Source organism: Kribbella deserti (assembly GCF_042434725.1).
Taxonomy (GTDB): domain Bacteria; phylum Actinomycetota; class Actinomycetes; order Propionibacteriales; family Kribbellaceae; genus Kribbella; species Kribbella deserti.
Window position 1 is genome coordinate 488,697 of record NZ_JBHLTC010000001.1, and the last position, 22,155, is coordinate 510,851.

18 protein-coding genes are annotated in these 22,155 nt (G+C 67.8%); 13 read left to right on the forward strand and 5 right to left on the reverse strand.

Annotated features, from left to right (window positions below):
• Positions 1-7: 7 nt before the first annotated feature.
• Positions 8-850, reverse strand: coding sequence for a UbiA family prenyltransferase (locus tag ACFFGN_RS02345; RefSeq protein ID WP_380043560.1), 843 nt, complete (start codon positions 848-850; stop codon positions 8-10).
• 18 nt (positions 851-868) lie between these two features.
• On the opposite strand from ACFFGN_RS02345, the gene ACFFGN_RS02350 reads away from it, so the two are divergent.
• The 4 genes from ACFFGN_RS02350 to ACFFGN_RS02365 all read left to right on the forward strand — a co-directional run bounded on the left by ACFFGN_RS02350 (position 869) and on the right by ACFFGN_RS02365 (position 4,523).
• The gene (locus ACFFGN_RS02350) at positions 869-1,921 is read left to right on the forward strand and encodes a type III polyketide synthase (RefSeq protein ID WP_380043561.1); all 1,053 of its coding nucleotides are present in this window, start codon (positions 869-871) and stop codon (positions 1,919-1,921) included.
• Position 1,922: 1 nt separating this feature from the next.
• Positions 1,923-2,456, forward strand: coding sequence for an isoprenylcysteine carboxyl methyltransferase family protein (locus tag ACFFGN_RS02355; protein WP_380043562.1), 534 nt, complete (start codon positions 1,923-1,925; stop codon positions 2,454-2,456).
• Positions 2,453-3,466, forward strand: coding sequence for an NAD(P)/FAD-dependent oxidoreductase (locus ACFFGN_RS02360; RefSeq protein ID WP_380043563.1), 1,014 nt, complete (start codon positions 2,453-2,455; stop codon positions 3,464-3,466). Before ACFFGN_RS02355 ends, ACFFGN_RS02360 begins: the two co-directional genes overlap by 4 nt.
• 199 nt (positions 3,467-3,665) lie before the next feature.
• The gene (locus tag ACFFGN_RS02365; protein WP_380043564.1) at positions 3,666-4,523 is read left to right on the forward strand and encodes an endonuclease/exonuclease/phosphatase family protein; all 858 of its coding nucleotides are present in this window, start codon (positions 3,666-3,668) and stop codon (positions 4,521-4,523) included.
• Between the two features lie 349 nt (positions 4,524-4,872).
• Here the strand turns inward: ACFFGN_RS02365 and ACFFGN_RS02370 are convergent, their stop codons facing one another.
• Positions 4,873-5,343 (reverse strand): SRPBCC family protein, encoded by a 471-nt coding sequence (locus ACFFGN_RS02370; protein ID WP_380043565.1) that lies wholly within the window; start codon positions 5,341-5,343, stop codon positions 4,873-4,875.
• A gap of 63 nt (positions 5,344-5,406) precedes the next feature.
• Positions 5,407-6,951: a helix-turn-helix domain-containing protein gene (locus tag ACFFGN_RS02375; protein WP_380043566.1), complete on the reverse strand. Its 1,545-nt coding sequence runs from the start codon at positions 6,949-6,951 to the stop codon at positions 5,407-5,409.
• Between the two features lie 91 nt (positions 6,952-7,042).
• Between ACFFGN_RS02375 and ACFFGN_RS02380 the strand changes: the two genes are divergently transcribed.
• Positions 7,043-8,305 (forward strand): NAD(P)/FAD-dependent oxidoreductase, encoded by a 1,263-nt coding sequence (locus tag ACFFGN_RS02380; RefSeq protein ID WP_380043567.1) that lies wholly within the window; start codon positions 7,043-7,045, stop codon positions 8,303-8,305.
• Positions 8,306-8,488: 183 nt separating this feature from the next.
• Positions 8,489-10,141 (forward strand): phospholipase D family protein, encoded by a 1,653-nt coding sequence (locus tag ACFFGN_RS02385; RefSeq protein WP_380043568.1) that lies wholly within the window; start codon positions 8,489-8,491, stop codon positions 10,139-10,141.
• 83 nt (positions 10,142-10,224) lie between these two features.
• Here the strand turns inward: ACFFGN_RS02385 and trxA are convergent, their stop codons facing one another.
• Together trxA and ACFFGN_RS02395 are read right to left on the reverse strand one after the other, a co-directional pair.
• Positions 10,225-10,650 carry a thioredoxin gene (gene trxA / locus ACFFGN_RS02390; protein WP_380043569.1) on the reverse strand — a complete coding sequence of 142 codons (426 nt, stop codon included), beginning with the start codon at positions 10,648-10,650 and terminating at the stop codon, positions 10,225-10,227.
• Between the two features lie 746 nt (positions 10,651-11,396).
• Entirely contained in the window at positions 11,397-12,272 is an 876-nt protein-coding gene (locus ACFFGN_RS02395; protein ID WP_380043570.1) for an aldo/keto reductase, read from the reverse strand.
• Between the two features lie 485 nt (positions 12,273-12,757).
• Here ACFFGN_RS02395 and ACFFGN_RS02400 point away from each other — a divergent pair, with 485 nt between their 5' ends.
• From ACFFGN_RS02400 to ACFFGN_RS02430, 7 genes are read left to right on the forward strand one after another with little or no spacing between them, the layout of a single operon-like run.
• The gene (locus tag ACFFGN_RS02400) at positions 12,758-13,933 is read left to right on the forward strand and encodes a hypothetical protein (protein ID WP_380043571.1); all 1,176 of its coding nucleotides are present in this window, start codon (positions 12,758-12,760) and stop codon (positions 13,931-13,933) included.
• 25 nt (positions 13,934-13,958) lie between these two features.
• Entirely contained in the window at positions 13,959-14,246 is a 288-nt protein-coding gene (locus ACFFGN_RS02405; RefSeq protein WP_380043572.1) for a hypothetical protein, read from the forward strand.
• Complete coding sequence (locus ACFFGN_RS02410) at positions 14,247-14,804, forward strand: hypothetical protein (RefSeq protein WP_380043573.1); 558 nt, start codon at positions 14,247-14,249, stop codon at positions 14,802-14,804.
• Entirely contained in the window at positions 14,804-17,956 is a 3,153-nt protein-coding gene (locus ACFFGN_RS02415) for an ATP-binding protein (protein WP_380043574.1), read from the forward strand. The genes ACFFGN_RS02410 and ACFFGN_RS02415 overlap by 1 nt, the downstream gene beginning before the upstream one ends.
• Positions 17,953-19,980, forward strand: a complete 2,028-nt coding sequence (locus ACFFGN_RS02420) for a hypothetical protein (RefSeq protein WP_380043575.1) — start codon at positions 17,953-17,955, stop codon at positions 19,978-19,980. Before ACFFGN_RS02415 ends, ACFFGN_RS02420 begins: the two co-directional genes overlap by 4 nt.
• A 4-nt stretch (positions 19,981-19,984) precedes the next feature.
• Complete coding sequence (locus tag ACFFGN_RS02425; protein ID WP_380043576.1) at positions 19,985-20,863, forward strand: hypothetical protein; 879 nt, start codon at positions 19,985-19,987, stop codon at positions 20,861-20,863.
• A gap of 18 nt (positions 20,864-20,881) precedes the next feature.
• Positions 20,882-22,027, forward strand: a complete 1,146-nt coding sequence (locus ACFFGN_RS02430; protein ID WP_380043577.1) for a VldE C-terminal domain-containing protein — start codon at positions 20,882-20,884, stop codon at positions 22,025-22,027.
• The last annotated feature ends 128 nt before the right edge of the window (positions 22,028-22,155 follow it).

Here is a 22,155-nt window from a genome sequence, read left to right on the forward strand (position 1 = left end):
GACCGGATCAGCCGGTGAGGGCGTCGCCGCGGACGACCAGCAGCACGATGTCGATCGCCGCGACCGCGATGGTGAGCAGGAACGGCGCCTTCGGCCAGCTCGCGATGACGGCCAGCAACGCGGCGACAACCCCGAGCGTGAGCCAGCCGATCACGCCCGCGGGTCCTGCCGGAGCGACCACCAGCAGGACCGTCGCGATGGCCAGCGGCAGGGGAGCCACCAGGCGGGCGGCATTGCCTAGTCGTTGCGGCCAGCCGCGGATTCCGGTGGCGAGATCGTCGGCCAGGTCCGGTACGACGTTCGCCAGGTGGGCGCCGATGCCGAGCAAGGCCGTCGCGGTCATCGCCCACCAGGGCGCCCACGCGTGGTCGGGACCAGTCCCGAGGGTGACGAACGACGGCAACAACCCGAAGGCCACGGCGTACGGGATCCAGGAGAAGACCGACGACTTCAGCCCGAGGTTGTAGGCCCAGCCCGCGATGATGCCGAGCAGGTGCGCCGTACCGGCAAGCAGTCCGCTGGCCAGCGACAACGGGACGCAGGCGGCCGCGGCGATACCGGCGGCGGTCCACACCGCGCGGCGGCTGACCTGGCCGCTCGCGATCGGTTTGTCGGCGCGGGCGACGGCCCGGTCGCGATCGGCGTCGACCGCGTCGTTGCTCCAGCCGATCGACAGCTGGCCGGTGAGAACGGCGGCGCCGGTGAGCACGCAGCCCCACGGATCGCGGCCGGCCGAGACCGCCACGACGGTCACCAAAGTGGTCACCGCGATCGTCGGGCCGGGATGGCACGCGCGTGCCAGCCCCGCCACGCCGCCGAGGGCACGCTTCACGTCGCCTGTCGCCGCCACCGGACATACGATGCCACGATGACCCGCATAGCCGCGGTCCACGGCGCGCTGCCGCCTTATCGCTACGCCCAGCACGAGCTGACCGATGCCTTCGCGTCGCTCTGCCTGCCGGACGGAGCCAGCCATGGCGTGCTGAAACGCGTGCACGCGAACGCGGGGGTCTCCTATCGCCATCTGGCCCTGCCGCTGGAGGAGTTCATCGCGCTGAAGGACTTCGGCGCGGCGAACGACGCGTGGATCGCAAGCGCGGTCGACCTGGGCGCGGAGGCCGTCGCGGCGGCGCTGGACCAGGCCGGACTGACCGTCGCGGACGTGGACCTGCTGATGTTCACTACCGTCACCGGGCTGGCGGCGCCGTCGATCGACGCCCGGGTGGCGGCACGGCTCGGGCTGCGCGAGGACGTGCGCCGGTTGCCGTTGTTCGGCCTCGGGTGTGTGGGTGGCGCGGCCGGTGTGGCCCGGGTCCACGATTACTTGAAGGCCTGGCCCGGCCAGGTCGGCGTACTGCTGTCGGTCGAGTTGTGCTCGCTCACGCTGCAACGCGACGACGCTTCGATGCCGAACCTGGTCGCCGGCGCGCTGTTCGGCGATGGCGCGACGGCCGTGGTGATGACCGGCGCGGAGCACCCGGCGGCTCGAGGTCCGTCCGTGCTGGCGACGCGCAGCCGGCTCTACCCGGACAGCGAACGGGTGATGGGCTGGGACGTCGGTGCGGGTGGATTCCGCGTGGTGCTGGGAGCCGAGGTGCCCGACGTGGTGCGGAAGTACCTGGGCGGCGACGTACCCGCTTTCCTCGCCGATCACGGGCTGAGCGTGCCCGAGATCGCCGCATGGGTTTGTCATCCCGGCGGGCCGAAGGTGCTGGAGGCGGTCGCGGAAACCCTGGCGCTGCGGCCGGGCGCGCTCGATCTGACCTGGCAGTCACTCGATGCCGTCGGCAACCTTTCGTCCTCGTCGGTGCTGCAGGTGCTCGGCGCCACCATCGCGACCGGTCCGGAGCCGGGAACGCCGGGACTGATGCTCGCGATGGGCCCGGGATTCTGCTCCGAACTCGTTCTGCTGGAGTGGTGACATGGAAACCTCCCTGCTGCTGTACGTCGTGCTCGTGGCCCTGGTCGGCCTCGAACGCGTCGCCGAACTGGTCGTCTCGCTGCGCAACGCGAAATGGAGCTTCGGCCAGGGCGGGGTGGAGTCCGGCCGAGGGCACTACCCGTTCATGGTCGTGCTGCACACCGGCCTGCTCGCGGGTTGCCTGGTCGAGGCGATCGTGGCGGACCGGCCGTTCACCCCGGTGCTCGGCTGGATCATGATCGCGGTCGTGCTGGCCTCGCAGGCGCTGCGCTGGTGGTGCATCGCGACACTCGGGCGGCAGTGGAACACCCGGGTCATCGTCGTACCAGGGCTGAGCCTGGTCGCGAAGGGCCCGTACCAGTGGATGCGCCACCCGAACTACGTGGCGGTTGTCGCCGAAGGTGCCGCACTGCCGCTGGTGCACAACGCGTGGATCACCGCGATCGTCTTCACCGTGCTGAACATCCCGCTGCTGGCGGTCCGCATCCGCACCGAGGAAGCCGCACTCGATCAAGCCCTCGCGGCGGCCAAGTGATCGATCTACTTGTCGCGGGCGCTGGTCCGGCCGGAGCCGCCACGGCGATCCGGGCCGCGCTGGCCGGGCTCCAGGTCGCGGTCGTTGAGCCTCGGCGCAGCCCGATCGACAAGGCCTGCGGCGAAGGTATCGCCCACAGCGCGGTGCACGAACTCGCCGAACTCGGTGTCGAGCCACCCGGGCGTCCCTTCGTCGGCATCCGCTATCTCGACTCGGCAGGCCACCAGGCCGAGGCCCTCTTCCGCGACGGGCCCGGCCTCGGCGTACGTCGTACCGTGCTGCAGGCCGCGTTCCGCGAACGGCTGAAACAGCTGGAGATCCCCGTCATTCCCGGCCGGATCGAGGAGATCGACCAGGCGCGGGACCACGTCGAGGCCGCTGGGATCAAGGCCCGCTATCTCGCCGCGGCCGACGGGCTGCACTCGCCGATCCGCCGCAAGCTGGGACTGGAGATCGCGCGCGGGGGATCCACCCGGCACGGATTGCGCCGGCACTTCGCGATCGAACCGTGGACCGATCTGGTCGAGGTTTACTGGTCACCGACCGGGGAGGCCTACGTGACCCCGGTGGCGCACGACCTCGTCGGGGTCGCCGTACTGACCTCCGAGCGCAAGCCGTACGACGAACTGCTGCGGGCCTTTCCCACGTTGCGCAAGCGGCTGGTGGATCCGGCCGGGCCGGTGATGGGCGCGGGACCGCTTCGCCAGCGGGTACGGCGGCGGGTGTCGGGGCGGGTGCTGCTGGTCGGGGATGCCGCCGGGTACGTCGATGCCCTGACGGGTGAGGGGATTTCCGTCGCTCTGCGGACGTCGGCCGAGTTGGTGCGATGCGTACGGGCGGGACGGCCGCGGGCGTACGAACTGGCGTGGCGGCGGGCGTCTTGGGAGTGCCGGTTCTTGACCGGATCGCTGCTGTGGGCGCGGAACCGGTCTGTGATCGGGGCGAGGATCGTGCCGGCGGCGGAACGGCTTCCTGGCGTGTTCACCAGCATCGTCAACCGGCTGGCCTGAGGCTATCTCGGCCTGCGCCGGAACCTGCGTGTGCTGGAACCGGCCTGGGCTGGAACCGGGCCTGGGCTGGAACCGGGCCTGGGCTGGTTCGCGTCGGCGGTGGTGGCGGCCTGACCGGGTTCGATCGAGAACGGGGACGTCCGGGGCTTGCTGTGGCTGGCTAGTGCTGGGGGACCGCAGCGATGAGGAGGAAGTACCGATGAAGTTTCGACCGGGCCGGATCGTGCCCGCATTGACCGCCTGTCTGGCGCTGACCGCGACCGCCCTGTTCGCCGTACCCGCCGAGGCCCGGGAGGTCCGGGAGTCGGGGTCCAGCGCGATGGCCGCGTCGGTCGCCCGGGTCGGCAGCTACAACGTGAAGGGCTGGCACCTGACGGAACCAGGTGGCATCGACGGCCGGGTCCGGATGCGCGAGTCGCTGACCCGGATCGAGGCGAAGGGCCTGAGCATCGTCGGGCTGCAGGAGTTCGAGTCGCCGCAGGCCGACGTGGTCCGCAACGACGGTGGCTGGGGCCTGTTCCGCGCCGACGCCAACAGCGTGTACGCCGGTGGCAACTACGGCGGCAACGCGATCATGTGGAAGAAGAGCGCTTGGAGACTCGTGAACGCCTGGCAGTTGCACGCCAAGGTCGGTGATCGACGGGCCCTGCACATGCCGATCGTGCTGCTGGAACACACCAGCGGCAAGCGCGTGGTCGTGATGAACGTGCACAACCCGGCGGGAGCCGAGAACGAGGCCTGGCGTGAGCACCTGCGCGATATGGAGCGGGCGAAGTTGCGGGAGCTGAAGGGCTTCTACAACCACGTGCTGTTCACGGGCGACTTCAACGAGAACACCGAGGCTGTCTGCTTCTTCACCACCAACGCGCTCATGAAGGCGGCGACCGGGTACAAGCCGAACGCCGACGGGAGCTGCCCGGCGTCGAACTACCGGACGGTGGACTGGATCTTCGGTGCGGGACCGGTGAGCTTCGCCGGCTGGGAGATCGACCGGACCTTCGAGGAGCGCAACTGGTCGGATCACCCGCTGGTCTCGGCGGCTTACACCTTCGGCTGAGGCTTTTGCGACCTGGAACTTGTCGCCGGCGGCCTACCCCTTTTGTCTTCATTCGTCGGAATACGGCCTGGATCCAAGACGTATCGCGGCGACCTTCGGGTAGCGCAGCACGGCCCGGCGTCCTCGAGGGACGCCGGGCCGCGGCGCTGAGGACCCGGCATCCTGGTGAAAGCCGGGGCCCGAGGTGCACCCGGCATCCTGGTGAAAGCCGGGGTCACCCGCCACCGGTGCGACCCGGTGGGCTGATGGGTACAACCCTGCCAGCCCGATGTTGCCTGTCTGTTGCCGGAATGTGAATCTTCGTGCAAGGCGTTCTCAGCCCAGCACTGTCCCTGGCTGGTGCGGCTGCTCAGGCGAGGGCGACGGACCGTTGTTCGAGGGCGGTCTTGACGTTACGCAGGAACTGCTCCTGTACCGACGCGTCGCTGATGCGGGCCCGGAAGGCGCGGCATTCCTGATGCCCGGCGGCGAACTCGACCGTCATCTCGCGGGTCAGCCGCGTTCCGGCCGGTACCTCGCCGAACTCGTAACTCACCCGTGCGCTGACACCGCGCCACCCGTACCGTTCGGTGACCACCGTCCAGCGCACGCCCCAGTCGGCCTCGGTGACCACCCAGTCGGCCGAGAACATCTCGCCACCGGCCATCACCACCTCGGTGATCCGTTCCCCGGCCTCGCACGAGTGGTCCGCGGCGCCGCGCATGTGCACGGTGAGCGGATGCACCCGCTGCACGTTGCGTGGCATCGTGATGAAGAAGTAGGTGTCATGCGGGGCCCGCGCGACGACGATGTCGTTCCGGGTCCGGACAAGCTCGCTCATGGAAAGTTCTGCTCCGTTGGCGGACGGGTCAGGCATTCGCCGCAGACTACTCGGTAGACCACCTCAGTGGGCGGTCCGCACCGCCTCGATCTGCAACTGCAGCGCCAGCCGCTCTCGCGGGTTGGCCAGGTCCAGGCGGGTGATCTCGCCGATGCGCTTCATCCGGTGCCGCAAGGTGTTCGTATGGAGGTGCAACTCACGAGCAGCCTGCTGCGGTTGCCCGGGATAAGCCAGCCATGCGGCCAGTGTCGCCACGTAGTCGGTGTTCTGCGCGACGTCGTGCGTCAGCAAGGTGGCGAGCGGCCCGTCCATTTGGGTGGTGTCGAGCGCGCCAACCGCCCGGTGCACGGTCAACGCGTGCCACGCCTGCTCAACGCGTAGAGCCGGGCCGGGAACCTCCTCACGACGTACGAGGTCCAGAAGCTCTACGGCCTGCGCTCGCGAAGTTGGGAGGTCGGCGTGGCTCCGGGCGATACCGCCTGCCGCTGCGATCGTGCCGGGCTGTTCCTTGGCTAGTTCGGCTACTAGCTTGCGTAGCCACTTCCAGGACCCCGGACCATCTCCGTCGCTTACAACCGCTAGTACGACGCCGTCGAGGTCTGCCAGCGACGGCTCGTTCCACCCGGCACGACGACCTGTGGTGTCCCAAAGGTCCAGCTCCTGTGGTACGTCGTACCCGGCGGGTAGTCCGAGTGCGACCACTCGCCACGGCTGCGGCGCTAGCCGGAGGTCGGGAGTGCTGTCGGGGGAGAACTGGCGTAGAAGCGTTCGGAGCCGGTCGATCGCACTACGACGGGCCACGTCCGCCTGGGCCCGCAAGCGAAGCAGGTGGAGCGCCAGTACGGACGCAGCGTGGCTGAGTTCATTGGTGGCCTCTGCGCTGACCGGGCCGTTCACAATCGCCCAGATCGAGCCGAGCCACTCGCCACCGGCTCGAACCGGTACAACCAGCCGTGGCCGGATATTCGGCCCCTCGGGCACTAGGAACGGCTCGGTCGCCTTGGCGAGTTGGCGGAAGACCCCTCGCGCCCGGTAGTGCGTGATGATCTCGGGCGGTACCCGGCGTCCGACGATGGTCGAGATGCGAGTGGGGTCCGTAAGGTCCTGCCCGGAGGAGTACGCCAGTACGCGCGACTGATTGTCCTCGATCGTGACAGGCGCGTCCACGATGGCCGCAGCCGCGTCGGCCAGCGTGAAGAGCTCCTGGTGCACCCCGGCGTCCCCGGCGACAGGGGAGTCCGGAGCCGCCGCCCGGTCGATAACCCCACGGAGCAGCCAGACGAGGTGTGCCCAGGACACACCGGGCCGGAGCGCCACCAGCGTGAGTAACCAGCGTTCAGCCGTCTCGGCGACTTCCTCGTGCTCAGCGAGGCCCGAGCGGATCACGACCCCCGAGGCGTTTCCAGCCGCACAACGCTCGATCAGCTCCTTCGCCTCCTCGACGTTGCGAAGGCCGAGCCCGAGCACTAGATCGCCTCGCTGGCCAGTAGCCGGCTCCTGCGGATCAGCCAGGAACACATCCCTGACCTCGGCTTCTCCCTTGCCGGAGACGACCACCTGGAACAGCGCCGTACCGATGGCGGTGATCAGGTCGGGTGCGTTGATCATGAAGTTATTGTGCGCACAGCACAATCATTCGCGCCACCAGTGGTGCGATCACACCATGACAGCGACTGGGAACCGGCCGCACCATCAATGCATGGTCGCTGCCCCTCAAGTCCAGGTCCCCGAGCGCGTCGCCGTCATCGGCGCCGGCATGGTCGGTCTGTCCACCGCATGGTTCCTCCAGGAGCGCGGTATCCACGTCACGGTCCTCGATCGCGAGGGTGTCGGCGCTGGTGCCTCCTGGGGCAACGCGGGCTGGCTGACTCCTGGGCTGGCGACACCTCTGCCGGAGCCGGCGGTGCTCAAGTACGGCGTACGGGCGGTCCTCAGCCCCTCCTCACCGGTGTACGTGCCCCCCAGCGCGAACCCGAGGCTGTTGTCCTTTCTCACCCGTTTCGCCCGGAACAGCACCGCCGCCCGGTGGAAGACTTCGATGGAGTCGCTGGTTCCGATCAACCGGATCGCCCTGGCCGCGTTCGACGCGCTCGGCGAGGCCGGGGTCGAGGCCCAGACCTACGAGGCGAAGTCCTTCCTCGCCGCGTATCGCACCGACGCCGAGCGCGCCGTACTGCTCGAGGAGATCGAGCACATCCACGCGGCCGGTCAGGGCATCGAGTTCGAGGCCATCACCGGTGACGACGCCCGCGAGATCGAGCCGTCGCTGTCCGACGAGATCGGCGCCGCCATCCGGCTGCACGACCAGCGCTTCATCAATCCCGGTGAGTACGTCCGGATGCTGGCCGAGTCCGTCGTCGAACGTGGCGGCGACATCGTCTCCAACGCGAACGTGGCCGACGTCGCCGACGGCATCCGCGACGTGCGGGTCGTGCTCGCCGACGGCGCCAGCGCGTCGTACGACGCCGTGGTGCTGGCCACCGGCGCCTGGCTCGGCGGCCTGGCCCGCCGGTTTGGCGTGAAGACGGTCGTGCAGGCCGGTCGCGGCTACAGCTTCAGCGTGCCGATCGACCACGTTCCGGCCGGGCCCGTGTACTTCCCGGCTCAGCGGGTGGCCTGCACGCCGCTCGGCGACCGCCTCCGGATCGCCGGCATGATGGAGTTCAAGCGGCCCGAGGCCGCCATGGATCCGCGCCGGATCGAAGCCATCGTCGACGCGGCCCGTCCGCTGCTGCGCGATGCCGATCTCGACGCCCGGACCGACGAGTGGGTCGGTCCGCGTCCTTGCACGCCGGATGGTCTGCCGCTCATCGGTGCCACGGCGTCCCCGCGGGTCTTCGCCGCGGGCGGTCACGGCATGTGGGGTATCACCCTCGGACCGGTCACCGGTCAGCTACTCGCCGAGACCATCACCACGGGCCGGCGCCCTGCCGAGCTGGCCCCCTTCGACCCGCTGCGGTAACACAGCGCGCGGGTGGCGCGTCCGGTTGCCCCGATCCGGATGCGCCGAACCGATGAGACTCCCCGGACCCGCCCCTGCGGGGCCCGGGGAGTCTCGTCCGTTGACCTGCTCTTGTTTGTGCGGGTGGCGCTGGGGTCGCGGGTGGTTGGCGCTGCTGGGTTTGGCGGCGGTTACCGGTGATTGGTGGGGACTGTCACCGATGCCGCGTTGCGCCGTTGGTTCCTCCTGCCGGAGGAGCGGGGCAACCCGGGGACCGAGATCGACCAGCTGGGCCAGCCGAACAAGTCGTGGGCTGAAGGCAACTTGGTACGGCCGCTGCTCCATGGCTCGACGTATTTCCGCCGGCTGCACGAGGAACTGTGCGCGCTCGAATCCGGCGACCAGGTCTACTTCACCGACTGGCGCGGTGACGCCGACGAGCGCCTGCTACCCGACGGCCCGACCATCGGTGACGTGCTGTGCGACCTGGCCCGCTCCGGCGTGGAGGTCCGCGGCCTGCTCTGGCGTTCGCACTCCGACCACGTACGGTTCAACGCGCAGGAGAACCAGCGCTTCGGAACCGAACTGAACGAGGCCGGCGCCGAAGTACTGCTCGATCAGCGCATCCGCCGCCTCGCATCGCACCACCAGAAGCTGTTCGTCATCCGGCATCGCGGCGAATCCGAACGCGACGTGGCGTTTGTCGGTGGAATCGACCTCAGCCACGGACGCCGCGACGACGAGAACCACCAAGGCGATCCGCAAACCGCGCCGATGGACCCCCGGTACGGCGAACGCGCCCCCTGGCACGACGCCGCCCTCGAGTTGCGCGGGCCGGTTGTCGGCGATCTGCTCCGCACGTTCATCGAACGCTGGGACGACGGACACCCCCTCGACCGGCGTACGCCGTACCGGGCCATCATCCAGCGCCTGGCCCGAATGCCGCGCCATCCGGAGAAACTGTCCGAGACCTTCCCGGATCCACCGCCGGTCGGGCCGCACGCCGTTCAGGTCCTCCGCACGTACGGCCACAAGCACCCGGGTTATCCGTTCGCCCCCGAGGGGGAGCGGAGTGTGGCTCGCGCGTACATGAAGGCCTTCAGCCTGGCTAGCCGCCTGATCTATGTGGAAGACCAGTACCTGTGGTCCGGCCTGGTCGCGAAGGGAATCTGCGACGCTCTCGAACGGGCGCCCGACCTCCGCGTGATCGCGGTAGTCCCGCGCTATCCCGACGACGACAGCCGCCTCGCCGGACCACCCGCCCGCTATGGCCAATCCGAGGCGCTACGCAGGTTGCAGGCGGTCGCGCCTGACCGGGTAGGCATCTACAACCTGGAGAACGCCGAGGGCGTACCGATCTACGTACACGCCAAACTCTGCGTGGTCGACGACATCTGGTTCACCTGCGGCTCCGACAACTTCAGCCGCCGCTCCTGGACCAACGACAGCGAACTAACCTGCGCCGTCCTAGACCCCACCCCCGCGACCCCGCTTTCCTCGCCACCAATCTCGACCTCGGACGCCTCGATCGGCGCGAACGAACCCCGGCTGCTACCCCGCGAACTGCGCCTGGACGTCTGGACCGAACACCTCGGCCTCCTGGACGACCCAGGCGCCCGCTCCGACCGCACCCTGATCGACCCGATCCAAGCCTTCGAACGCTGGCGCCAATGCGCCGACGACCTGGACGCCTGGTACGCCTCCAACCGCCAAGGCCCCCGCCCACCCGGTCAAATCCGCCGCCACGAACCCCAACCCGTCAGCCGCTTCCAGTCCCTCTGGGCCAAGCCCTTGTTCCGCCTCATCTACGACCCCGACGGCCGCCCCCGCTCGCTCCGCCGCCACAACAAGTTCTGACCCAACAACTACAAGACTCCCCGGACCGCGCGTGGGCGTCCGGGGAGTCTTGTACGTACTAGTGCTTCTGGGTGTCACCTAGCTCAGTGCTGGTGACCCTCGTGCCCATGACCGTGACCGGCGTGGTCATGGCCATCGTGATCGTGGCCGTCCTCGCTCGCCGCGATCTGAGCGCGGACCTCGTCCATATCGACCGCGCGTACCTGGCCGATCAGGTCGGTCAGAGCCGCCTCCGGCAGCGCACCGGCCTGCGAATACAGCACCACGCCATCCCGCACCGCCATCAGCGTCGGAATCGACCGGATCTCGAACGCCTGCGCCAACTCGGGCTGCGCCTCGGTATCAACCTTGCCGAAGGTGATGTCGGGATTAGCCTCCGACGCCTTCTCGAAGATCGGGCCGAACTGGCGACACGGCCCACACCACTCCGCCCAGAAGTCGACCAGGACGATGCCGTCTTTACTGACGACCTCGTCGAAGTTCTGCTGGGATACCTCGACCGTTGCCACTACGACCTCCGCACTCGGATGAAAAGTCTTTCCTGCTCTACAACAGAACCGCCCAACCAGATGTTCCCAGCAGCTCCGTCCCCCACCCTCCCACGCCCGCACCCGCCACCCCGCCCCAAGGGCTCGCGCGACGCGCCGGGCAGGTGTCACCCATGCGAGCGCACCCACCCACGTAACCCGGCCAAGCACGTAACGCCGCGAAGCACGCCACGTGGCGAACCACCTGACGCGGCGAAGCATCTGACGCGGCGAAGCAGGCAGAGTACGTCGCTGCCGCCCACACGCCTGGCCCATCGGTCCAGATGAACGAATGATGGACGAAGAGCGCGACGAGCTGCCGCCGCGAAGCATGTGACGCGGCGAAGCACGCCACGTGGCCAACCCCCTGACGCGGCGAGGCACGCCACGCGGCTAAGCACATCCCGCGTCAAGCACGTGACGCGGCGAAGCACCTGACGCGGCGAGGCGGTCAAAGGCGTGGATGGTCCTCGGTGGGCGCCTGGGCGTGCAGGCCGAGGCGTCCCGGCCAGCGGCAGAACGCGTCCACCCGGTCCGGCGTTGCTTCCCGCCGACTGCCAGCCGTCCTACGGGTACGCGCCTAAATGCCCCTCACTGCCCTTCGCTGCCCGTTTCGTACCGGGCGTAGGGCGCGGCAAGGTGGAGCAGTGCCCAACCAGGCGGCGCCACGCCTACACCGGTCCGCCCAGCACCTGGGAGGTGTACGCGGTTTTGGGTGGGTAGTGGCGTTAGAAGGGCATGGATATGAAGGGGGATGAGTAGTCCTGGACCTCCTCGAGGATGGCGGCGGCGTCTTGTGCGCTCAGGGTGGCGCGTTCGCGTTCGGCGGTGACCATCTGGCGGAGCAGGCGGGTTTCGCCCGCGGTGGCCAGGCCGGTTATCTCCGGATGGCCGTTGAGCAGCCAAGCGGTCGCGGCGGTGACGTAGCGCTGCTCGTCGAACGGCGCATACCAAGTGTCGTACGTCTTTTCTTCGCCCTCGCGCCAGTTACGCCGGGCGATCATCTTGATCGTCATCAGGGCGGCATCCGAGGCCTGCACGGCCGCGACCAGCGCTTGGTACGCCTCGGCATATTCGGGATCTGCCGAGAGGCGATAGTTCAGCGGTGTGAGCACGCTGTCGAAGTCGAACCGCCGCAGCGCTTCGGTGTGCACGCTCGGCGCCGCGTCGGTATGACCGGTGATACCGATCGCCCGCGCGAGGCCCTCCTCCTTGGCCCGGATCGCGGCCTCCAGCGAACCGCCCTTGCCGGTGACGAGGTCCAGGTTCTCCAGATCGCAAACCGCGTGCATCTGGATCAGGTCGACGTGATCGGTCTGCAGCCGTTCGAGCGAACGATTGATCTCCGTCCAGGCCTCCTCGGCGGACCGCCGACCGGTCTTGGTGGCGAGGAAGATGTCGTCGCGGATCCGTGGCATCCATGGCCCCAGCCGGAGCTCGGCGTCGCCGTAGTCCGCCGCGACGTCGAAGTGATTGATGCCGGCGTCCAGCGCCTCCTGGATCGAGGCGTCCGCGCGATCCTGGTCCACCGCGCCCAGCGAAGCGGCTCCGTAGATCAGCACCGAGCTCTCGTGGCCCAGGCGGCCAAGCCGTCGTTTCTCCATCGTGACCCTCCTCCGAGCGTGTTTATCACCGCGAGCCTAGCCTTCACCTCGGACAGATGAGAGGGTTATCCACAGGGACGACACACCCGAGAATGGTCACGCTGTGTGATCGGTTGTGTCGTTCTTTACCATGTTGTTCGCACGCATTTTCGAAGACTGTCGGAGTCGTATGGCATGGTTGCGCGGGCCTGGAGATGTGAGCAGGCATAGGAGAGGAACTATGGCAAGGGCACCGAAGACGTCACTCCCGTCCCAGGGGTGTGCCGCTGACGCGACCTCGCGTAACGGTATGACCCCCGGGGGCGATGAGGGGGCCAGATCCTGGTCCCAGGACTCCCAGTGGACAATTGCTTGCCGTATCCTCCCGGCTACTGTCCGCACAACTGCTTTTTGAGGGGCGGGGAGAGATGAGTTGGTGGCGCAGCCTGTTGAACTTGCCGCCAAAGGGTGAGCACTGGTCGGACGCACGGCGCTCGAATGGCCCGGTGAATGGTCGTCCGGATGACGTCGAGGGCGATTGGTGGACCCACCCGGGTGCGCCGGCGCCGTTGCCGCCCCGCCAGGCCAAGGGGGCCCCAGGGCCGTACCGCGGTGCTGGTCCCACGCAACCGCCCACCGGCGGCGTGATGGCACCTCCGCGCCGGCCTACGCCCAACCAGTCACCGACGGGCCAACCAGCCCCCGGACCGGTCGGGCCACACCAGCAGCCGAACCCACAGCCGCATGCACACCGGGCCCCGCAACACCGTGGCGCGCCCGGCGCCGGCGACAACCGCCAGACGCCATGGGCCACCGAGCCGGAGTCCTCGTTCACGACCTGGGCCCGGCGGTTCCTGCGCGGCCTCGTGGTCGTCGTACTGCTGCTCGCGGCGATCAGTGGCGTGCGCTCGTGGATCCGGCCGAACACGACCGCCCCGCCCGCGACCACCGCCGAGTCGACGTATCCCAAGGACGAGGCGCGCGCCGTCGGCACAAGGTTCGCGATGTCCTACCTGTCCTGGGACGAGCTCAACCCGGACACCCGTCCGGCCGCGATCAAGCGCGACCTGGCCACCGGGCTGGACGAGCGCGTCGGCTGGAACGGCCGGGGCCGGCAGGCCGCCGCCGCGGCGTACCCGGGGGAGGTCACCGTCGATCCCGGCGGTGTCGTCGCCCAGGTCGACGTGCGTGTGATGGTGGTGCCGTTCACCCGCAACGGACGGGCCTTCGTCCGCGGCAAACCGACTTGGCAGCGCATCTCGATCCCAGTCGCCCGTACGGCGTCCAGGGTGGTCGTCAGTGGCCCCCCGACGTACGTTGCGGACGAGCCGGCCGCGCTGCCCGACAACCTGCCCGACGCAGGTGTGCCCGATGACGACCTGACCGCCGTCACGCTGAACGACGCCAAGGCGTTCTTCGGCGCGTATGGGGAGTCCGACGCCAAGGTGGCGGCGGTGACGGCGCCCGGCGCGTCGATCCGCAGCCTCAACGGAACGGTCAAACTGAAAGAACTGACCGACTGGCAGGTCTTCACCGGAGACGACAACGAACGTCACGCGACGGCCGCTGTCACCTGGTCCGGTTCGGGGGACACCACCCTCGACCAGACCTACTCGCTCACGTTGCGGCGCACAGTCGCCGCGGACGGAGCGCAACGATGGCAAGTGGCTGCCGTCGGATGACCACGGTTACAAGGGAGATACCGCAATGATGACTCACCAACTGGTCGCGAGCGTGGTGGAGCTCGCTGCGCCACTCGCCGACAGCAACGTCCCGACGGGCGCGGACTTCAAGGACTGGGTTCTCGTCATCGCGGGGAACATCTTCATCGCGATTCTGGTACTGCGCTCGATCGGGCACTACTTCAAGCGCGAGTGGGGCGAGCTGTTCGGCCACATCGCCGCGGGTGTACTGGTCGGCGGGCTGATCTACGCCAACAACCAGACGATCAACGTGCTGAAGGGCTTCTGGACTCTGGTGTCCGGGGGTAGCTGAATGCGCGTCGGCCGTACCCTCACCCATCACTTCGAGATCGAGACCCGGCAGTACGACCTGCTGGGCATCGACCTCGGAGAGGGTGCCCGGCGCCGGATGATCATCTTCGGCGCCGTGATCGTGCTGGCCTGGGTCCTGCTACTGGTCCCGATTCTCGGGGTTCCGGGCAAGACCACGATCAGCTTCTACATCGTGCCACCGTTCGTGATCACCGCGTTCGGCTGGCGCCCGGGCAAGTTCCACGAGCGCCGCCGCCGGGTGACCGAGTGGGCCCTCGCGGTGCGCTACGCCCTGCGCGCGCACCGGCCGATCATCGGGCTGGGCGCCCGCGCGGCGGACAAGAGCGAGTACCTGCCCTGGCGGGAGCGGGTCGCCACGCAGAAGGTGGCCAACCTGGCCAAGGCGCGCGTCACTCCTGAATGGGAGCGAGAGGAAGTCGTCGTGCACGACCCGAGAGTCCGCGCCGGGGCGGACATCACGGTGAACCAGCGGGCCCGTCTACTGGGGACGGACCAGCTCGATCGGGTTCGGCGCCGGACCACGGGGAAGAGGCACTGATGAAGATCGCTGACAAGCTGCTGAATCTGGTCGGTATCGGGCGAGATCGCGGTTTGCCGCCGCCACGGCTGGTTGCCATCGCCGACGGTCTGCTGGTGAGCGAGCGGCACGCCGAGGCGTGGTACCTCATCTCCGTCGCGAACACCGACCTGGCCACCGAGGCCGAGCAGGACGCGGCTCTCGACGCCGCCGTCAGCGCTGCCGCCACGATCCTCGGCGATCGGCTTTGCCACCTCAAGGTGGTCTGGGGTCGCTCGACTGGGCGCGACTACCTCGACAGCGTCGACGGCCACTACCGGCTCGGCGACCACGACGCCTGGGCGCAGACCCGCGCGGACCGCATCGACGAAATGCGCATGCCCGAGCGGTACGTCGCCCTCGGCGTCCACCTCAGCGACCGTGACCCGCGTGCGACGGCGCAGGTCCGCGGCGCGATCAGCGACGCCCTCGGTACGACGTCCTGGCGCGTCAGCGCTCGCGAACTGGCTCACCTCGACGAGCGTGTCCGCAAACTCGGCCGCCAGCTCGCCAGCACCGTGTGGCGGGCCCACGCCGCTCCGGCCGAGGTGATCTCCTGGCTCGTCAGCCGTGAGATGCACCGTGGCGCCATCGCGGCCCCGAAGCGCGGACTGATCACCGGCGCCTCGCTGGCCCGGCTGACCTCCGGCCGCGTCGTGCCGTATACCGACCACTTGCGCATTTACGACGCCCGCGGCCAGATCTCGGCGTACACCACCGTTCTCGCGATGACCGACTTCCCCGAGGAACTGGAGACGCCCGGCAACGGCGAGTGGCTCCGTACCTTGAGCGAGATCAAGGCGATCGACGACGACGGCGACGAGATCGACGTGACGGTCGAGGCCTCGGTCCGCTTCCGCGTGCTGACCAAGAAAACGGCCCGTCACCTCGTCGACGAGACCCGTAAGAGCGCGAAGGAACAACGCCGCTCAGCCGCGAAGGGCACCGCCGAGGAGACCGCCGACGAGATCGTCGAGACCGAGCGGGTGATGCGTGAGGTCAAACGCGACATCAACCGCAGCGGCCTGACCCTGGTCGAGGACCACCCACGGCTGCTCGTCAGCGCGGACACCCGCGAGGACCTCGAGACGTACGTCGATGCCGTCATCGCGCACTACGCCGACCGCGGTATCACCGTCGCGGCCGGCGCCGACGAACAACGCGATCTCTGGCTGGAATCCTTGCCCGGCGACCAGCTTCGGGTGCCGGATCTCGGTCACGTCCGCGAGTCCACCGCCTTCTTCGGTTCGTGGTTCTGGGGCGGTGCCTCGGTCGGCGACGCCACCGGTCCGGCCATCGGTTACCTGACCGGTTCGACACCCGGTCTGGTCCGCTTCGACGCGGCGGCCGGTTCGGCGCTCGGTGACGCGACGACTTCGCTGTTCCTCGGTCGATCCGGTCGAGGCAAGACCACCGCCGCGATGCTGGCGGGCCTCGACTCGGCTTTCGCCGGCGCGTGGGTTCCGCTGCTCGACCTCAAGGGCGATGCCGCGGGTGTTTCCGCCGTCGCCGCGGAGTACGGCGTACCAACCGCGGTCATCGAGATCACCGCGCGGTTCTCCGGCGCGGCCGACCTCCTGCGGGTGTTGCCGGCCGACGACGCGCTGCTGCAGGCGCCGTCCCAGTTGATGCTGCTGCTCCCGCAACACCTGCGTGGCGCGGCGGAAGCTCCGGTCATGGCAGCGACCCGTGCGGAGCTGCAGTCGCCGGATCCGTCGTCGTGGGGCGTCATCCAGCGCCTTTGCGCCGACGAGCACGAGAACACCCGCATGGTCGGATTCGCCCTGCGCGACCTGGTCGAAACCGGCCTGGGCAGCGTCGTGGCCGGACCGCCGAGCGGCCTGTCGTCCCTCACGACGAACCCGGGCCTCTGGGTAGTGCAGATGCCGGGCCTCACCCTGCCCTCGCCCGAGTCGGCGCCGGAATCATGGTCCCCGATCGAGCGTGTCGGTATGGCGTGCCTGCGCGGCTGCCTCGCCTGGATGATCCGTACCACCGGGCGCCGGGAGTTCCGCGGCCGCTCGAAGGTCGTCATCGTGCCCGAGGTCCATCTCCTGACCAAGACGCCCGACGGCGCTTCGTTCCTGGACTACATCGCCCGAGTCGGCCGTGCCCTCGGCGCCTCCCTGGTGCTCGACACGCAGGACCCGGCCTCGATCTCGAAACTGCCCGGCCTGGTTGAGCAGATCACCACCTTGTTCGCGTTCAGCCTGCGGTCGCGGGAACAGGTCGACTCCCTGCTCGAACTGCTCGGCCGCCCGCAGACCGCGCCGTACCAAACTCTGGTCCGTGGTATCAACACAGCCGGCAACGGCAAGTCGATCCGCCACGGCCACTGCATCATGCGGGACCGCTGGGACGAGGTGGCGACCGTACAGATCGACATCCCGAGCCAGCGCGTCGCCGACCTGCTCCGCACCACCCCGACCAGCGAGCACGCCAACACCCCGGCCCCGGCCGCATTCGTCGAACCGGACCTCGACCCGTTCGAGACCGACCTCGAGGACGACGAACTCGAGGCCCAAGCGGCACTCCACGCTTTGGCCCAGGTGCAAGCCGAGTCAGCCGCCCACGCCAACGGCAACCCCACCGTCGGCGCCCACGCCGGCCCTCCCCCCGCCCCGACCCAGCCCGGCACCATCGACCCAACAGCCGCCCGCGGCCAATCAGGCCTCCCCGCCCAGCCAGGCCTTCCCGCGCAGGCAGGTTCTGCCGGCCAGACAGGTTTTGCGGGTCAGTCAGGTGTCGCCGGTCAGGCGGGTACCCCGGGGCAGGCAGCTTTTCCGGCTCACGACGCTGGCGTGCACGGCCGGGCGGGCCTCTCCAACCAGGGCGGTGCCTACCCGCATGCCGACCCGCAGGCTCAGGTGGCCCACCACGCGGCCCCGATCGCCGAGCCCATGCCCGCCGCGACCGCCCAGGCAGCCCGCTTCGGCGTAACCGACGACGAGTTCTACGACCAGGAAGCCGACCCGGCCTACAACGAGGCCATGTACGGCGTCTACGACGAGAACATCACCTCCGACGAAGACGACCTGGACGACGAAGACCTCGACGACGAGGACGACGACAACGACCCGGACGACCACCCGACCAACCGCAAGGGCTCCGGAAAGAAGGAGCACGTCGCATGAGATGGGCGCGCCGTGCACGAAAATCCCTCTTCGTCCTGGCCATCTCCTTCATCGCCACCACCCAACTAGCCCTAGCCGCCGAAGGCGACCCCCAACCCACCACCCCCACCGGCTTCGCCGACCTCCTCCCCACCCCCGACCTGACCCACGGCGATACGCGTACGCTCTTTGAGCAGTACAGTCCCATGGTTTACGGGCTGGACTTCGAGACGAGCCTGCGGGATCCGCTTGACGGGGTCTTCAACGGCTACGCGCACATGGTCATGATGTACATCATCGCGATCACGCGGGGCGCGATCGCCGTTGGATGGTGGCTCTTCTCGTTCACTGACATCAAGCCATTGACCGAGACTGCGACGACCGCGATCGGTGCGATCAACGCCGACTTGATTGGGTGGCTCTTGCCGTCTGCCTTGGCGTTCGGGGCTGTGGCCGCGTATGCGCAGAGGCGTTCCAGCGGTAGCGCGATGGGCCAGCTGATTTGGGTTTTCGCTGCGGGTGTTCTGGCGACCAGCTTTGCGGTGGCCCCATCGCTGTGGCTGAACAGTGTGGACGGAGCGCGACAGTTCGGTTCGGACACCGTTGTGAACACGTCGACAGGTGCGCTGGGTGAGACAGTCAAGATGCCGATCAGCTGGCCAGAACCGAGCTTCTCTGGCACCGAACGCGACACCTTGCTGAGGAAGTCGGGCGATGCCACTTGGCGGGCATTCGCTGTCACGCCGTGGTGCGTTGCTGAGTTCGGGTCGCTTGCTGCCTGTGAGAGATACGGGAAGGCGATCTTGGAACGAGGCACGGACGGAGACGCGCGGAAAAAGTACATCGACGATGAGATGAGCAAGGCCGAAGGTAGCGACGACGCTGCCACCGTGAAGTGGGCGAAGGGGGATAATCCGTTCGGACGGGTTGGCGTACTCACCTTGGGTGCTATCGCCGCAACACTGTTCGCCGCCCTGACTGTAACGCTGGCCTTCACAGCTCTGATGGCGTTCGTCGGCTGCCTCCTGCTACTGGTCATCGGCGTGTTCTTCGCGTGCATGTGGATCATTCCCGGCCGTCCACGGCAATGGGGTATGAACTGGTTCGAAGCCCTGCTCGGTCTCGTCCTTCAGTCTTTTCTGGCGATGCTGGTCTTTTCGGTGACTCTCACACTCGTCACAGCGATCTTCAGCCTGACCGATGTGATTGGTTGGCTTCCGGTGAGCGGGCTTGCTATCGCGATCTTGGTAGCTGGGTTCCGCCTGAGGCGATTGTTCGAGAGTCTGACGACGATGATGCGCCCCGGCGTCGGGAGCATGGTGATGGGTGGCGTGGCCCGCCGCGGCGCGATGAGCGCGGTGCGACGGATCATGGGCGCCGTCGGCAGCAGGGCAGCTAGCCCGACGATCGGACCGGACCGGCGCCATGAAAGATCGGACGCGGCTGGGCAGGCAGAGCGCGTATCCAGTGTCCGCGTCTACCGGCAGTCACCTGCGCCGGGCGGCGGCCGGATCATTGGTGCCGGGCGACCTGCCCACGAGCTGGGCACAGGTTCGGACAAGCGGGCGATTGAGTCCTCAGCTGGAGCCGGTAGCGGAGCCCCTGGCCTGCGGCGGCTAGGGGGCGGGGTAAAGGACGGCAGCGGCAACGGTCAGGCTCCTCGCTCAATCTCACTGGGGGCGGTTGGCTCCGTTGGCGCCACCGGCAAAGGTGGCTTCGGTCGTGAACGCGGCGCCGCGGCGCGTGGTGTGATCGCTCAACCGGCATCGGGCGGTGCTGCATCCGTCAGCAAGTCGGGCAGTGCCGCATCCGTCAGCAAGAAGGAAGCACAGAAGGGGCGCCACGTCAGGCAGAGCAGTGGCGCTCAGGATGTCGCCGCGAGATATGAACCGCGCGGCCATACCTACTCAGCAAGCTTGCGGGATGGTCCGCCGAAACTTCACCGGGACAGGAGAAGATCGTCGCAGTCGTCCCAGCGCCGGTTCCGTGACTATTCGTCCGTGACCAAGGACGGCGTGACCGTTCTTGTGCCGACCCGCAGGTGAAGCGATGTCACCAGATCGAAGCGACAGGGACGACGGCGCCCGTGAAGAAGGGCAGCACCAGCGTCAGCAGGGTCCACGCGAACCGGCCAGCTGGCGCGACCTGGCCCGGGCTGACTACGAGTATCCCGACGAGCTAACCGGCCTCAGCCGAAGGGAACGCCGACGCGCCATGCGGGCATGGCGTCAAGACGATCAGGCTCAACGTGCGGCCTGGCTGAGGAATCAACGACAGGCGGAGCCTTCCAGCCCGGTCGTGGTGATCGTCGCGGTTGTTCTCCTGGCTGTGGTGATTCTTGGCCTTGGTGGGGGACTGCCGAAGCTGCTGGGACGTGGCAATGACCAGCAAGCGCCGGTAGGGCTGTTGACTCCTTCGGCGCCGGTCGATCTCACAGAGCCATCCGCTGAACCGACCCAGGCTGCTACCGCAACGCCCACGTCGAGCCCCACCCTCTCAGTGCCGCCAATTCTCACTGAACGCCCGTCGGCGCAAGCGACCACCGTCGCCAGCCATGTCACCAATCTCTGGGCCCACACGTTTTATACGCGGAATCCGGTGGCCGAAACGTATGCGCAGCTTGTTGGAAAGGTGGAACCGTACGTCACTGCGGAAGTTGCTGAGAGTCTCGTCACCGGAGGTGATCCGACCTACGACAGCCTTCGTCTGGACGGCGGGAAGTCATCCGTGATCAGTGCGCCGGTAACGGCTCCTCGACCGGGTTCAGCGCCGGTCGACACGCCGACGCGCATTAGTCGGCTGGTAACTGTCACGATTGACATCACCGGCAAGAACCCGGATCGAATCAAGTTGCCCTTGCTGGTCACGCTTATCCCACAAGAAGGCAAGTGGGTCATCAGTGAAATCAATGGGGGCACGGGACCGTGACGGGGGAGGGGGCATCTGATGTTCGACGAACGTGACCTCGGTCGTGCCGTCGGGCTGGTCGCGACGAGAAGTTTCGCGGTCAAGCTGGCCGCGGCCGGTGCGATGGTTGGCCTGCTTGCCTTCACCATGATGGCGCCGTTCGGTGTCGGCGGAGAAAAAACCGTCGCAAGCTGCCCCCCGGCTTGGCCTGGAAACGTCGATGATCCGCAGATCAATGGCAGTCTCCGTACCCAACAGGTCGCGTTTGCCAAAATCATCGATCAGGTCGCTGTTGCCCGTGGCTTGCCCGGAAAGGCAACGCTGGTGGCGCTTATGACTGCGTTGCAGGAGTCCCAGTTACAGAACATCAACTACGGCGACCGGGACTCGCTCGGCCTCTTTCAGCAACGTCCTTCGGTCGGCTGGGGTAGCCGCGAGCAGATCCTCGACCCGATCTACGCGGCGGAAGCGTTTTTCGGTGGAGCGAAGCCACCAGAGCCGCCCGGTTTGGTCGACATCGACAACTGGCCATCCATGTCCTACACAGAGGCCGCGCAGGCGGTGCAGGTATCTGCCTTCCCAGACGCTTATGCACGTCATGAGCGCACAGCTAAGGCGATAGCCGAGCAAGCGGGCATCGATTTGATGCGGGCCGGCGATCCCTATGCCGGAAGATCCGGGGCAAAGCCGAGCGGAGAAACCGGCGGCGGTGTCTCGACCCTCGATGATTGCGACGGGCAAAGCCTCCATGCCGGTAAGCCGGTCAACGGCGTTTGGCCTGTTCAGAGTGCCACGGTGGATGATCCAACGACCTCTGGACGGATCACGCCTCGAACCGCCCTTTGGGTGAAGCGAGCCCGCGCGGAGTTGCCGAATTTGAGCATGACTTGCTGGGACGCTCATCTCTGGAATCCCCGAAGCGACCATCCTCGAGGGCGTGCATGCGACCTGATGGTCGGCGCTGATGCGCGCCGTTCTCCGCCGGCGCGGACTGCGGGCGACCGAATCGCGAACTGGTCGGTGACTACTGCCGGTCAGACAGGTGTGAAGTACGTGATTTGGTACGGCCAGATCTGGAGCGCGCGAACGGGCAAATGGAAAGCCTATGACGGAGGCGGTGGACTCTACGACACAGCCGATGCGACAGGCGGGCACTTCGACCATGTGCATGTATCCCTGTACTAACCGAGAGATGCTATGACGAGTCGAGGAAAGTGGCGGACGTGCCTAGGTGTGGAGACTGATGTCAGAGTCTGAGAAAGACGACAGTGTGGGTAGTGAGAACCGACCGGATCAAGCTCCGCCGGGCCAGC